Raw genomic sequence first — 13201 nt, forward strand, 5'->3', positions numbered from 1 at the left:
AGGCGAGTCGTCGCCGCGGCCGTGCTCGGTCCGGCACTCCTGTCGTGGGCGGCGTGCGGCACGGAGTCGGCGGGGGAGCCGACCGACGGGGCTGGCGGAACGGCGGACGGACTCGCGGCGCAGGTCACCCGCCCTATGACGGTGCCGGCGGCTCCGGGGCAGGTGACGACGACGTGGCCGGTGACCGTGCTCGACGACGGCAACGGCGCCGAGCTCTGCCTCGGTGGCGTCGCCCAGTCGTTGCCTCCCCAATGCGGCGGGCCGGGGCTGGTCGGCTGGGACTGGGCAGACCACGCGGGCGACTTCGAGGACGTGTCGGGGACCCGGTGGGGCGACTTCGTGGTCGTAGGCACCTTCGATGGCACCGACGTGACGCCGGTCGAGGTCGTGCCGGCCGACGAGGTCGACGTCCCCGACCCCGTCGAGGAGCGCGACCCCTTCGCGACGCCCTGTCCGGAGCCCGACGGCGGATGGGTGGTCGACCCCTCCCTGGCGACGGAGCGCGACGTCGACAACGCGTTCCGGGTGGCACGGCGACTCGAGGACTACGCCAGCTCGTTCGTCGACCTGTCCCTCGACCCACGCACCCCGGAGGAGATGGTTCAGGGTCCGCCGATTCGAGGCCCGGTCCCGACGATCGTCAACGTGTCGGTGACGTCGGACCCGCAAGCGGCCGAGGCGGCGATCCGCGAGGTCTGGGGCGGCGGGCTGTGCCTCGGCGAGGCGAGCCACACGCAGGCCGACCTGGCCCGGGTGCAGCGGCAGGTGGGAGAGCTGCCCGGGATGACGAGCAGCGGCAGCGGCGACGACGTCGTCGATCTCGGGGTCGTGTACGACGACGGGTCCATCCAGGCGTGGGTCGACCAGGAGTACGGTGCCGGCCTCGTCCGGGTCACCGGAGCTCTGGTCGACGTCTGACCTGGCCGGCCTGCCGCGCCGGCGCTCGGCTAAGAGGGCTCGACGGGCTCCAGCGTCAGGCTGATCGAGTTGATGCAGTAGCGATCGCCGGTCGGAGTCCCGTAGCCGTCGGGGAAGACGTGCCCGAGGTGGGAGCCGCAGCCTGCGCAGCGGACCTCGACGCGCTTCATGCCGTGGGAGACGTCCTCGATGTACTCGATCGTGTCGCTGATCGGCTGGTAGAAGCTCGGCCACCCGCACCCCGAGTGGAACTTGGTGTCGGACTCGAAGAGCTTGGCCTGGCAGGCCTTGCACCGGTAGATGCCGGTCGTCTCGGTGTCGGTGTACTCGCCGGTGAAGGCGCGCTCGGTGCCCGCCTTGCGCAGCACCTGGTACTCCTCCTTCGAGAGCTCCGCCCGCCACTCCTCGTCGGTCTTCTGCACGTCGTAGGCCATGTCTCCAGCGTACGGGCCCGGGGTAGGAGCCTCGGCGGTCTAGGGTTCGCGTCATGGCGAAGACCCCAGCCGCGGAGGTGGAGGCGGGCGGCCGTGCCGTGCGCGTCTCGAGCCCGGACCGTGTGATCTACGAGGCCACCGACCGCACGCCGGAGGTCACCAAGCTGATGGTGGCGCAGTACTTCGCCGGCGTCGAGGACGGCTTGATGCGTGCCCTGCGGGATCGCCCGACGGCGCTGGAGCGGTGGACCTCGGGGTTTCGCGAGGGCATGAAGCTGGCCACCGGTCCGCAGGACAAGGACGCCGACGCCTTCTACCAGAAACGGGTGCCGAAGGGTGCTCCCGACTACCTGGAGACGGTCCGGATCACCTTCCCGAGCGGTCGGACCGCCGACGAGGTCTGCCCGACCGAGATCGCGGTGCCGGTGTGGTGTGCGCACATGGGCACCCTGACCTTCCACCCGTGGCCGGTTCGCCGGGACGACGTCGACCGTCCCGACGAGCTGCGCATCGACCTCGACCCGCAGCCCGGGACCACCTTCGCCGACGCCGTCCGCGTGGCCGGCGTGGCCGACGAGCTGCTGCGCGAGCTGGGGCTGGTCGGGTTCCCGAAGACCAGCGGCAACCGGGGTGTGCACATCTTCGTCCGCATCGAGCCGCGGTGGGAGTTCGTCGACGTTCGACACGCCGCCATCGGTCTCGGCCGGGAGCTGGCCCGCCGCGACGACGGGGTCACGGTCGACTGGTGGAAGGAGGAGCGCGGCGAGCGCATCTTCGTGGACTACAACCAGAACAACAGGGACCGGACGATCGCCTCGGCGTACTCGCTGCGGCCGCAGCTCGGGGCGCCGGTGTCGACTCCGCTCACCTGGGCCGAGCTGCGCGACCTGAGGGACCCGCGCGAGCTGAACCTCTTCACCGTCCCCGACCGGCACACCGACGGTGACGCGTGGGCGACGATCGACGACGCGGCGTACTCGTTGCAACCCCTGCTCGACCTGTGGGAGGAGCAGGGCGCGGTCGAGCTCAACTACCCGCCGGACTACCCCAAGATGCCCGGCGAGCCGCCCCGGGTGCAGCCCAGCAAGAAGGTCGCTGAGCACTGGGACGAGGACGGGAACCGGGTCGACACGTGATCCACCGCTGGTCGACGAGGCCCGCCCGCAGTGTCAGGCGGCCTCGTCGTCCCCGGGCAGGAGTGGTGCGAACGACAGGTAGGTGTGCCCGGTCGGTGTGGTGATCTCGGTGGCGTGGACCGGTCCGGGGCGTGGTCGGGACGACCAGCCGAGCGCTTCCTTGGCGTGGTTGCACCGCTCGCAGAGGGCTTGGAGGTCGTAGGCCTGCGTCGTGCCGGTGTCTCGGTGGGGCCGGATGTGATCGACGTGGCGAACGGGTGCACCGCACCAGGGAGTGCGGCACAGGAGGTCGCGGGCCGCGATGAACTCGGCGAGACCGGCTGGCACCGTGCGGCGACGCGAGTCCATGGCCATCAGCGATCGTCCGCCCGGCATCACGTAGAGACGGCGCACCCAGGCTGTCGCGGCGGACGCCGCCCGCCCCACCAGGTCGCGCGCCCACTCGGCGGGAACCACCCCGTAGCCCGGCAGGTGGGCGGGCTCGTCGTCGCCGGCCAGGAGCGCGCGGTCGGTCATGATCAGGTGCAGGTCGACCGGCGGCGGGACGTCGGTCGAGCGGCCGGTGACGAGCTCGACCGCGGTGTCGGCCATGACCTGCCCCCGACCGCGTTCGTCGCCGGCGGCGGCCGCGGCGTCGGCGTGGCGCTTGAGCGCGGCGTACATGGCCACGCCGTCGGCGACGGGCACGAGGGCCGTGACGTAGGACATCGTGTCGGGCGCCGGTCGGATGGTCACCCGGCGGTCACGCTCGGCGAGACGCTGGCGCTCGGCGACGCCGGCAGAGTCGAGACGGGCAGCGAGGTGGTGAGCGGCCGAGATCAGGTGCTTGGTGCCGAGCCGCTCGACGTCGTCGCCGCCCGCGACCTTCTCGTCGATCGTGCGGCGGTGCTCCTCGCTGAGGCACGCGGTCTCACGGACGAGCAGCATCGCGCGCCACTCGTCGATCCGGCCCTCGGACAGCGCCGCCAGGGTCTGCGGCATCTCGGTGCACAGCATCCGGGCGGTGCCCAGCAGACGGGCGGCGCGCTGGTGGCTCTCGCGCAGCGCGAGGGCGACCTGGAGCGCGATGCCCTCGCCGACCTTCTGCGCCGGTACGCCGGCGCGCCGCTGCTCCTCGCGCTGTGACTCCTCGAAGGCGTGGGCCACGCGGTGCTGGGCTGCGTCGACGGCGCCCTTGAGCTGCTCGAGCCCGCGGAGCAGGTCGACCCGCACAGCGTCCTGCGAGCTGTCCATGCCCTCGCCGGGCGCGTCGAGACCGGCCAGGGCGGCTGCCCAGGACGCGAGATCGGCGACGGTCGGGTCGGTCATGTCGGCGACGGTAGGGCGGCCCGGGACGGCGCCGCGACCGCTGCCGGGAAGCCTGTGGACGGCGGAGGTCAGCGACGCCCTGTGGACGGTTCGTGGTCATCTCGGTGTGGGGCGCCTCACCCCGGGGAGGGCATTGACCATTTCAGTAGACAGGTGTTCACTCAGTGCGATGACCAGCACCACCGACCCGCCGGACCAACGGCTCTCCTGGGAGAAGGTCCGCCGCGCCGCGGACAAGCTCACCACCCCGTTGCTGCCCGACGACTACCTCACCCTCCTCAACCCGCTGTGGAGCTCCCGCGAGCTGCGCGGGCGCGTCGAGAAGGTCGTGCCCGAGACCGAGGACGCCGCGACGCTCGTCATCCGCCCGGGCTGGGGGTGGCGCTACCAGCACCGTCCCGGACAGTACGTCGGGATCGGGCTGCAGGTCCGGGGCAAGTGGCACTGGCGCTCGTACTCGATCAGCTCGCCCCCGCGACGCGACGGCCGCCACCTCGCGATCACCGTGCGGGCGATGCCGGAGGGGTTCCTCTCCGAGCACCTGGTGCGGGGCCTCGAGCCCGGCACGATCGTCCGGCTCGCGATGCCGCAGGGCGACTTCGTGCTCCCCGACCCGCCGCCGCGGAAGCTGCTCTTCCTCGTCGGCGGCAGCGGGATCACCCCCGTCATCTCGATGATCCGCACCCTGGACCGCCGCGGGACGATGCCGGACGTCGTCCTGCACTACTCCTCGCCGACCGAGGGCCGGATGATCTTCCGTGACGAGCTCGCCGCGCTCCACGAGCGCCACGACGCGCTGACGTTCGTCCCGCAGCACACCGACGTCGACGGGATCCTCGACCCCGCCGACCTCGACAGCGTCTGCCCGGACTGGCGCGAGCGGGAGACCTACGCCTGCGGCCCGGCCCCCATGCTCGACGCCGTCACCGCCCACTACGACGAGCAGGACCTCGCCGACCACCTCCACCTCGAGCGGTTCTCGCTCGACCTCGGGGGCGAGGGCGGCGAGGGCGGCACGATCCGGTTCCAGAACTCGGGCAAGGAGATCGACGTCGACGGTGCGACCACCGTGCTCGAGGCCGGCGAGCAGGCCGGCGTCGGGATGCCCTACGGCTGCCGGATGGGCGTCTGCCACACCTGCACCCTCACGCTCGTGTCCGGCACGGTCCGCGACCTGCGCAACGGCGACGAGTACAACCAGCCCAACGAGGCCGTCCAGACGTGCATCACGGCGCCTGCCGGCGACTGCGTCCTCGACATCTGATCCCCAGACCGACCCCAGACCGACCCCAGACCGACCCCACCACCAGCCGACACCGACAACCCGCCGGAGGAACCGTGGCCATCGCCGACGTCCAGCAGTACATGCACCTCACCGACGACGAGGTCGAGCAGCTCGGCCGCGAGCTCGACGCGATCCGTGCCGAGGTCGAGGAGTCCCGCGGCGACGACGACGCCGCCTACATCAACCGGATGATCCGGGTCCAGCGCGGGCTCGCCGCCGCCGGCCGGATCAGCCTCCTGCTCGGGTTGCACGCCTCGACGACCCGCCGGGCCTCGTGGGTCGCGGGCACGTCGGCGCTCGCGCTGGCCAAGATCCTCGAGAACATGGAGATCGGCCACAACGTCATGCACGGCCAGTGGGACTGGATGAACGACCCCGAGATCCACTCCTCGACCTGGGAGTGGGACACCGCGCAGCCCGCCGAGCAGTGGAAGCACAGCCACAACTACATCCACCACCAGTTCACCAACGTGCTCGGCCACGACAACGACATCGGCTACGGCATCCTCCGGATGGCGCGCGAGCAGAAGTGGTCGCCGTTCAACCTCGGCCAGCCGGTCTACAACGCGCTCCTCGCGACGCTGTTCCAGTGGGGCGTGGCGCTGCACGACCTCGACATCGAGCGGATCCGCAAGCTCGAGAAGGACCCGAAGGAGATGAAGCGGCAGCTGCGCCAGATCGTGCGCAAGGGCCGCAACCAGATCCTCAAGGACTACGTCGTCTACCCGGCGCTCTCGGGCCCGCGGTGGAAGCAGACTCTGGCCGCCAACGCCACGGCCAACGTGACCCGCAACCTGTGGTCGTACGTGATCATCTTCTGCGGACACTTCCCCGACGGCGCGCTGCACTTCACCGAGGACGAGATCGAGGACGAGACGCGCGCCGAGTGGTACCTGCGCCAGATCCTCGGTGCCGCCAACTTCCGGGGCGGCCCGCTGCTGCACATCCTGTCGGGCAACCTCGGCTTCCAGATCGAGCACCACCTCTTCCCCGACCTGCCGAGCAACCGGTACGCCGAGATCTCGGTGCGCGTGCGCGAGCTGTGCGACAAGTACGGCATCCCGTACACCACCGGCCCGCTTCACCAGCAGTACGGCCAGGCGCTGCGCACCATCATCAAGCTGTCGGTGCCGAACGGCTGGACCCAGGAGGACCGGGCGTACGCCGTCGGCGGCGACGCCCCGCCGAGGGCCGAGCTGCCCCGCGGCCGCCGCAGCGACGCCGAGCGGCCCTCCCGGGTGCGCGAGCTCGGGCGCTGGTCGCGCACCCGCGCCGGGCGGGACGGGTCCTGACGTGGACGCCGCCCCCCGCGACCTCGTCGACCTCCCGACCGACGCCGAGCTCGGCGTCCCGGTGCCGTTCATGTGCGGGACCGACCAGTGGGGCGGGCCGCGCGACGGCTCGGCGCCGACGATCCGCCGGCTGGACGGCCGCCGCGTCACCCAGTGCGCCCTCAGCCGGGTGTGCGGGGTCTGCGGCGCGCCGCTGGGTCGCCCGGTCGCGTTCGTCGGCACCGAGCGCGAGCGCGGCCGCAACGCGTTCCACGCCGCCCCGTTGCACGTCGGCTGCGCCGAGCACCTGCTCGGCTGGCTGGCTGGCGCGTCCGGGCCCCTGCTCGGCCAGGACGACGTCGACCCCGACGGCCGCGGCTGGGCCGTCGTGACGACGTCCGGCTTCGAGTTCGTCCGTCCGACGGCGGAGCAGGCCGACCGCCGTCCGGTCTTCGAGCCCAACTCGCTGCTCGGCCGAGGAGGACCGGTAGCCTCGCCAGCGTGAAGAAGGTCCTGATCGTCACCGGTTCGGGTCGCAGCGGCACCAGCAGCGTCGCGGGCACCCTGAAGCGGTTCGGGTTCCACGTGCCGCAGCCCGAGGTCGAGGCCGACGAGCGCAACCCGCGCGGCTACTACGAGCCGCTGTGGGTCGCGGACTTCCACAAGTTCTGGCTCAACGGCATCCCGGTCCGCACCATCGACAGCCGCCCCCTGGCCGGCGACATCGCGATGGCCGACCTCACGCCGGAGCGCGAGGAGACGCTGCGCGCCTGGCTGGCCGACGAGCTCGCCCAGCGCGCGGACGGCGACGTCGTGGTCATCAAGGAGACCCGCGCCTATTGGGTCTACCCGCTGTGGCAGCGGGTCGTGGCGGCCACCGGTGCTGAGCTCGCGAGCCTCACGATGCTGCGCCACCCCACGCAGGTCGTCCGCTCCCGCGACTCCGCCTACCTCACCGGCATGTCCGACGACGCCCGGCTGCAGCGCGAGACCACCAACGTCGCCGCCTGGATGAACTCGGTGTTCGTGACCGAGCGCGCCACCCGCGACAACCCCCGCGCGTTCGTCCCGTACTACGACCTGATCGGCGACTGGCGCACCGCGATGTCGCGCGCCTGCGCGCAGGTCGACGTCGATCCGGGCGACCTGGCCCCGCCGCACGACGTCGACGACTTCATCACCTCCTCGCTGAACCGCTCCTCCGACGCGTGGGACGGCCTCACGGTCCCGGCCGCCCTGCGGGACCTGGCCGAGCGCACCTGGACCGCCGCGAACGTCCTCGTCGCCACCCCGGACGACGCCGCGGCGACGGCCGAGCTCGACGCGCTCGCCACGGAGTACGCCGACCTCTACGTCACCTCGGCCGCCATCGCCTCCGACGAGGCGACCTCCCAGGTGGCCGCGGCGCGCAAGAAGCTCAAGGACCGCATCGCGGCGAAGGACGAGCGGATCGCCGAGCTCGAGGCGCGGGTCGAGCAGCTCGAGGCCGCCCCGAAGCGCCGCGGCTGGCTCCGCTAGAGGTCCTCGCGCTCCCACGGTGCGCGCACCGGGTAGTAGCGCTCGAAGAACGCCGCGAGCGCGCGGTCGAGCGAGTCCGCCCCCAGCGCGTGGTCGTGGTGGTCGCCGAGGCAGAGGAAGTCCTGCTGCCGGTCGAGGGCCTGGCGCAACAGCCGGTCGACGCCGCTGTTGCTGAGGTTGACGAAGGTCAGCGGGTGCGCCTCGAGGTCGCCGACGTACGCCGTCCCGGTGAGCAGCCCGTAGTGCTGGGCCAGCGAGCTGAGCGTCGACACGTCGGTGTCGCTCCGGAACGGCGACCGGGTCGTCGCGGCCAGCGCGTCCGGGAAGCGCGCCGCGAGCTCGCCGAGCACCGAGACCCGGTGGGCGTACGGCGCGTGGGCCAGGTGGTGGGTGGCGACGGCACCGAACGCCTCCTGCAGCAGGGCACGGTTGTTCCACGCGGCCTTGGCGAACGGCGCGGCGCCGGGCGCGTCGGTCAGCCCGACCGCCAGGGTGGACAGGAAGACCGAGGTGAGGCCCGCCGGGCTGAAGAACGTCTCGGGTCGCACCGGCCGACCGAACAGCATGTCGTCGTTGAGGTAGACGAAGTGCTCGGCCAGGCCGTCGATGCGGTGCAGGACCGACTCGATCGCGTGGGAGTTGAACGTCGGCAGCGCCTCCGCGGGCAGCAGGTCGCGGTGGTCGACGAGGTGGACGGCCGGGTGGTCGACGTCGAGCCACGGCGGCACCTGCCCCGCGGTGACGAGGTGGATGCGCCGCACCCACGGGGCGAACAGGTGCAGGCTGCGCATCGAGTAGCGCAGCTCACCGCGGTCGACGAAGCGGGCGCGACCACTCGCCTCGCGCGTCTGCGCGGTCCCGGTGAGACCGGCCAGCCGCGCCCGGCGGGCGTCGTCCCAGGCGGCGTCGTTGCCGTCGACCCAGGTGTAGACGACGTCGACCGGGAACGTCGCCTCGGTGGCGGTGGGCGCCAGCATCAGCGGCAGCGTGCGGACGGCGACCCCGTCGACCTCGGCGTCGACGGTCTCGGGCCGGTCCGGGAGCCAGTCGGCGTAGGGGCCGCGGCGCGGTGACACCAGCCCGCCGTCGGGGGCGGACTCCCAGAACTGGATCTCGACGCCGCACCCCGTCGACGGACCGGTCGTCAGCACGGTGCTCCGACCGTCGACCTCGGGCCACGGCTCGAGCCACACCGACGACGTCATCCCGGAGCGCAGGTCGCCGGCGAGGACGTCGACAACGCCGCGGCGCTCCGGCCAGCCGTGGGCGGCCGGATCGCGCAGGCAGAGGTACGCCGGCCACCCCGGCCGGGCCAGCGCCTCCAGGACGGCGGTGCGCGCGGTCATCGGCACGACGACCGTCGGCGCCGGGCGCTCGTGGGCCGGCACGACCAGCCAGGCGTCGGTCGCCGACCGGGCGGCGTCGACGGCCCAGGCCAGGGCGGCGTGGCGGGCCTTCGCGGGGGTGAGCCCGCCGACGTCGAGGCCGGCGGTGGGGTCGACCACCGCCGGTGGTGCGGGTGCGTGGGCGCGCGCGGTCAGCCGCCCCTGGCCGCCGCGGGCGGCGCGGGCAGCGGAGAAGATCCCGACCCAGCGCTCGGCCACGGCGGCGGCGTCCCACTGCCGGGCGGTCTCGAGGGCGCCGCGGCCGAGCCGCCGGCGCAGGTCGTCGTCGCCGGCGATCCGCCGCAGCGCGCTGGCCAGCCCGTTGACCGACTGCGGCGCCACCAGGAGCCCGTTGACGTCGTGGTCGATGATCTCGCGAGGCCCCGACGGACAGTCGAAGCTCACCGCCGGCACCCCGGCCGCCATCGCCTCCTGCAGCACCAGCGGGTAGCCCTCGGCCTTCGACGACAGCGCGACGACGGAGGCCTTCGCCCACTCGGCCGCCATGTCGGTGACGGTGCCGGGCAGCTCGACGCGGTCCCACAGGTTCCACTTGCGGACCTGGCGCAGCAGCTCGACCCGCTGCGGACCCTCGCCGCACAAGCGCAACCGCCACCCGGGCAGGTCGTCGGCGACCAGGGCGAAGGCCTCCACCAGCCGACCGAACTGCTTCTCGCCGACCAGGCGGCCGGCGGTGGTGATCAGCCGCGAGTCCAGGGTCGAACGTGGGGTGAAGCCGAGGGGGAGCGGGTTCGGGACGACGACCGTGGTCGGCGCGAGTCCGCCGAGCTGGTCGTGCAGCCACGCCTCGAGGCCCGGGGTGAGCAGCGAGACGACGTCGGCCCGGGGAGCGTGGGCGAGCAGCGGCTCGAGGCCGCCGGTGCGGGCGCTGCTCGAGCGGTGCTCCTGGTGCACCACGACCGTCCGGCCAGGAGCCAGCTCGAGGCCGGCGACGAGGAGACCGGGGGTGACGGTGACGAGGACGTCGACGTCGAGGTCCGGCAGCGCTGCCTCGAGGGCGACGTCGCACAGCGCGGTGAACTGGGCGTCCCAACGGGCGGGCACGAGGGCGGACTCGCGGGCGTGCAGCGCCGCCGCGGCCCGCTCGGGCAGGCCGTCGTACGCCGGACGGGCCGGGTCGCGGACGTCGACGAGCCGGTCCACGGCGACCCGTCGGTCGATCGCGTAGTGCGACTGCTCCTCGGTGCGGGTCACGCTGAGGATCCGGACGTCGTGGTCGGCCGCCAGCGCGTTGGCCTGGGTGATCGCCGAGCGGCTGGTGCCCCCCATGCCGTCGACGTTGAAGACGAGGTAGCCGATCCTCATGCGCCGCCCTCCTGCTGCTCGTCGAGGACCCGCGCCTGCAGCAGCCCGGGCGGCGACCAGCGCAACCGCAGCCTGCCCACCTCGGGGAGCGGGACGGCGCGGGCCGGGTCGGCCAGGTCGTGGTCGCGGCGTCGCACCGGCAGGTCGTCGAGCAGCAGCCGCGCGACCTGGGGCGCGACGCCGCGCAGCGCCTCGCTCGCGTCGGGGTCGAGGACGACGGTGCCGTCGCGGACCGGCCACGTCGCCAGCTCGACCTCGTCGTCGGTGACCAGCCGGAGCGCCGCGCCGGGACCGGCGGGACCGGAGAGCCGCAGGACGACGTCCGCCCCGCTCTCCCCGCCGACCCTCACGACGTCGAGCCTTGCCGCAGCGGGCACCGGTTCGCGACGCACCCGCAGCGTGCCGTCGTCGGCGCGGGCCAGGACGAACCGGCTGCGGCCGTCGGGCGCGGGCGGTGTGCGCCGGGCGGGCAACGGCGGCGTCCAGAGGGGCCTGGGCCCGCCGGAGCCGGCCGGCAGCAGGACCACGTCGTAGGTGCCGGGGCCGTCGGGCAGCGCGGTGAGGTCGAGGCGCGCGGCGAGGTAGCCGGGATGGTCGCCGGCGTCGTCGTCCGGCGGCGCGACGACGTCGCCGGTGGCGGCCTCACGCAGCCCGAACGTGCCGGGGGCGACGTCGGGCCCGTCCTCGACGGCCACCCACAGCCGGCGCCCGTCGAGGACGCCGGCGAACGCCGCCGGCACCCGGTCGCCCGGTGCTGCGGGCGCGTCGGGCGCGGCGAGCGGCGTCGCCGCCGGCTCGGGTGCCTCGGAGCGGCGACGGAACTTCACGCCCGCGACCCTAGTGCGCCGCGGCCTACGCCCCGCCGATGCCGTCCGGCCCGGCGGCCTGCTCGTCGAAGCTCTCGTGCTCGAGGAGGTGCAGCACCGGGATGTCGAGGTCGCGGCGCGCCTTCGATGCCCAGTCGAGGCGGAACAGCTCGGCCACGACGTGCGACCGGGTCAGGATGATCGTCTCGCGACCGTCGACCTCCTTGACCTTGGCGACCAGCTCGTCGACCGGTGAGCCGGTGACGAGGGAGCTCGACGCGACCGTCGCGCCGGCGCCCTCGAGCGCGGCGACGGTGGCGGTGAGGTCGGCGGTGGACCGCTCGCGGCAGTCGTCGCGGACGGCGTCGACGTCGAGGTCGCTCATCGGCATCCCGCGGGTGGCGAGCAGCTCGCTGCCCGACAGCGACCCGAGGGAGGCCTCGACCCGCGCCGCGGCGTCGTCGAGCGGCAGCAGCACGTGGTAGGTCACGGGGTCCTCCAGACCCTCGTGCAGCGAACGCACCTGTCGTGCGTCGAGGGTGGACAGGGCCTGCTCCACCAGCAGGACCACGTCGTAGTCGGCCATCTTCACTCTCCTCCGGACGGAACCCCGGCCGACAGGACGCTGGCCAGGTCGTAGCTCACCGGCTGCTCGAGCTGCTCGTAACCGCAGGACTCGGGCTCCCGGTCGGGTCGCCAGCGCTTGAAGTGTGCCGTGTGCCGGAAGCGGCGGCCCTCCATGGCGTCGTACTTCACCTCGAGGACCCGCTCGGGACGAAGCGGCACGAAGGACAGGTCCTTGCCCTGGCTCCACCGGCTCTGGGTCCCCGGCACGCGGTCGGGGTTGGCCGTCAGGAACTCCTGCCAGCGGCCCCAGGGGTGCTCCTGGATGGGGCAGACCAGCGGCTGGAGCTCCTCGATCAGCTCGGCGCGCCGGGCCGCGGTGAAGCTGGCGCTGACGCCGACGTGCTGCAGCCCGTCCTCGGTGTGCAGCCCGAGCAGGAGGCTGCCGAGCAGCGGCTTCTCGGGCGTGCTCGTCTTGTGCTCGCGGTAGCCGGCGACGACGACGTCGGCGGTGCGCTCGTGCTTGATCTTCATCATGGTGCGCCCGTGGGGCGTGTACGGCGCCCCGAGCGGCTTGGCGATCACGCCGTCGAGCCCGGCTCCCTCGAACTGGTGGAACCACTCCTCGGCCACCGCCGGGTCGTCGGTGGTGCGGGTCAGGTGACACGGACCGTGCTGGTCGTCGAGCCCGGCGAGCGCCGCCACGAGGGCGGCCCGCCGCTCGACGAACGGGCGGTCGAGGTACGACGTGTCGCCCAGGGCGAGCAGGTCGAAGGCCACGAAGCTGGCCGGCGTCTTCTCCGACAGCATCGTCACCCGGGAGGCGGCGGGGTGGATCCGCTCCTGGAGCACCTCGAACTCGAGGCGGTCCCTGCCGTCCTCCTGGGACAGCGCCACGAACACCTCCCCGTCGAGCACGCACCGGTCGGGCAGCTGCTCGCGAGCGGCGACCACGAGCTCGGGGAAGTAGCGGGTCAGCGGCTTGGTGTTGCGGCTGGTGAGCTCGACCTCGTCGCCGTCCTTGAACACCAGGCAGCGGAAGCCGTCCCACTTCGGCTCGAAGCTGAGCCCGCTCACGCCGCCCACGACGGTCCTGGCGGGGTCGGGCACGCCGTTGACCGCCTTGGCGAGCATCGGCTGGACGGGTGGCATCACGGGGAGGTCCACGGGGCGAGCCTAGTGTGCGACCCGCCGGAGGGCAGGTACCTGCTGTCGGTGGCCGCTTCGTAAAGTAGAGTAAACAACCCAAC

General features: G+C 73.1%; 12 protein-coding genes. 6 read left to right on the forward strand and 6 right to left on the reverse strand.

The window, feature by feature from the left end; genetic code table 11:
* Positions 1–180 precede the first annotated feature (180 nt).
* Positions 181–918, forward strand: a complete 738-nt coding sequence (locus E4623_RS14350) for a hypothetical protein (RefSeq protein WP_134767242.1) — start codon at positions 181–183, stop codon at positions 916–918.
* Between the two features lie 29 nt (positions 919–947).
* On the opposite strand, the gene msrB is transcribed toward E4623_RS14350, so the two are convergent.
* Entirely contained in the window at positions 948–1352 is a 405-nt protein-coding gene (gene msrB / locus E4623_RS14355) for a peptide-methionine (R)-S-oxide reductase MsrB (protein ID WP_134767243.1), read from the reverse strand.
* Positions 1353–1405: 53 nt separating this feature from the next.
* Here msrB and E4623_RS14360 point away from each other — a divergent pair, with 53 nt between their 5' ends.
* The gene (locus tag E4623_RS14360; protein ID WP_134767244.1) at positions 1406–2488 is read left to right on the forward strand and encodes a DNA polymerase domain-containing protein; all 1083 of its coding nucleotides are present in this window, start codon (positions 1406–1408) and stop codon (positions 2486–2488) included.
* 33 nt (positions 2489–2521) lie between these two features.
* On the opposite strand, the gene E4623_RS14365 is transcribed toward E4623_RS14360, so the two are convergent.
* Positions 2522–3796 carry an HNH endonuclease signature motif containing protein gene (locus E4623_RS14365; RefSeq protein WP_134767245.1) on the reverse strand — a complete coding sequence of 425 codons (1275 nt, stop codon included), beginning with the start codon at positions 3794–3796 and terminating at the stop codon, positions 2522–2524.
* Positions 3797–3965: 169 nt separating this feature from the next.
* On the opposite strand from E4623_RS14365, the gene E4623_RS14370 reads away from it, so the two are divergent.
* The 4 genes from E4623_RS14370 to E4623_RS14385 all read left to right on the forward strand — a co-directional run bounded on the left by E4623_RS14370 (position 3966) and on the right by E4623_RS14385 (position 7870).
* Positions 3966–5060, forward strand: a complete 1095-nt coding sequence (locus tag E4623_RS14370) for a ferredoxin reductase (protein WP_134767246.1) — start codon at positions 3966–3968, stop codon at positions 5058–5060.
* 74 nt (positions 5061–5134) lie between these two features.
* Positions 5135–6373: an acyl-CoA desaturase gene (locus E4623_RS14375; protein WP_134767247.1), complete on the forward strand. Its 1239-nt coding sequence runs from the start codon at positions 5135–5137 to the stop codon at positions 6371–6373.
* 1 nt (position 6374) lies between these two features.
* Complete coding sequence (locus E4623_RS14380; RefSeq protein ID WP_134767248.1) at positions 6375–6857, forward strand: hypothetical protein; 483 nt, start codon at positions 6375–6377, stop codon at positions 6855–6857.
* Positions 6854–7870 (forward strand): hypothetical protein, encoded by a 1017-nt coding sequence (locus tag E4623_RS14385; protein ID WP_134767249.1) that lies wholly within the window; start codon positions 6854–6856, stop codon positions 7868–7870. The genes E4623_RS14380 and E4623_RS14385 overlap by 4 nt, the downstream gene beginning before the upstream one ends.
* On the opposite strand, the gene E4623_RS14390 is transcribed toward E4623_RS14385, so the two are convergent.
* Genes E4623_RS14390 through E4623_RS14405 form a run of 4 tightly spaced genes read right to left on the reverse strand, consistent with a single transcriptional unit; the run spans position 7867 to position 13118 of the window.
* Complete coding sequence (locus tag E4623_RS14390) at positions 7867–10581, reverse strand: stealth conserved region 3 domain-containing protein (RefSeq protein ID WP_134767250.1); 2715 nt, start codon at positions 10579–10581, stop codon at positions 7867–7869. The two genes, E4623_RS14385 and E4623_RS14390, sit on opposite strands and share 4 nt — an antisense overlap.
* The gene (locus tag E4623_RS14395) at positions 10578–11408 is read right to left on the reverse strand and encodes a hypothetical protein (RefSeq protein ID WP_134767251.1); all 831 of its coding nucleotides are present in this window, start codon (positions 11406–11408) and stop codon (positions 10578–10580) included. The genes E4623_RS14390 and E4623_RS14395 overlap by 4 nt, the downstream gene beginning before the upstream one ends.
* 25 nt (positions 11409–11433) lie before the next feature.
* Entirely contained in the window at positions 11434–11973 is a 540-nt protein-coding gene (locus tag E4623_RS14400; RefSeq protein WP_134767252.1) for a hypothetical protein, read from the reverse strand.
* 2 nt (positions 11974–11975) lie between these two features.
* The gene (locus tag E4623_RS14405; RefSeq protein ID WP_209020700.1) at positions 11976–13118 is read right to left on the reverse strand and encodes an ATP-dependent DNA ligase; all 1143 of its coding nucleotides are present in this window, start codon (positions 13116–13118) and stop codon (positions 11976–11978) included.
* Positions 13119–13201 lie beyond the last annotated feature (83 nt).

Origin of the sequence: Nocardioides sp. 1609, from assembly GCF_004522105.1 — a bacterium.
GTDB lineage: Bacteria > Actinomycetota > Actinomycetes > Propionibacteriales > Nocardioidaceae > Nocardioides.

Coding starts and splice junctions, on each gene's coding strand:
- msrB (WP_134767243.1), bottom strand. CDS start 1,352: ATGGCCTACGACGTGCAGAAGACCGACGAGGAGTGGCGGGCGGAGCTC.
- E4623_RS14360 (WP_134767244.1), top strand. CDS start 1,406: ATGGCGAAGACCCCAGCCGCGGAGGTGGAGGCGGGCGGCCGTGCCGTG.
- E4623_RS14365 (WP_134767245.1), bottom strand. CDS start 3,796: ATGACCGACCCGACCGTCGCCGATCTCGCGTCCTGGGCAGCCGCCCTG.
- E4623_RS14370 (WP_134767246.1), top strand. CDS start 3,966: ATGACCAGCACCACCGACCCGCCGGACCAACGGCTCTCCTGGGAGAAG.
- E4623_RS14390 (WP_134767250.1), bottom strand. CDS start 10,581: ATGAGGATCGGCTACCTCGTCTTCAACGTCGACGGCATGGGGGGCACC.
- E4623_RS14400 (WP_134767252.1), bottom strand. CDS start 11,973: ATGGCCGACTACGACGTGGTCCTGCTGGTGGAGCAGGCCCTGTCCACC.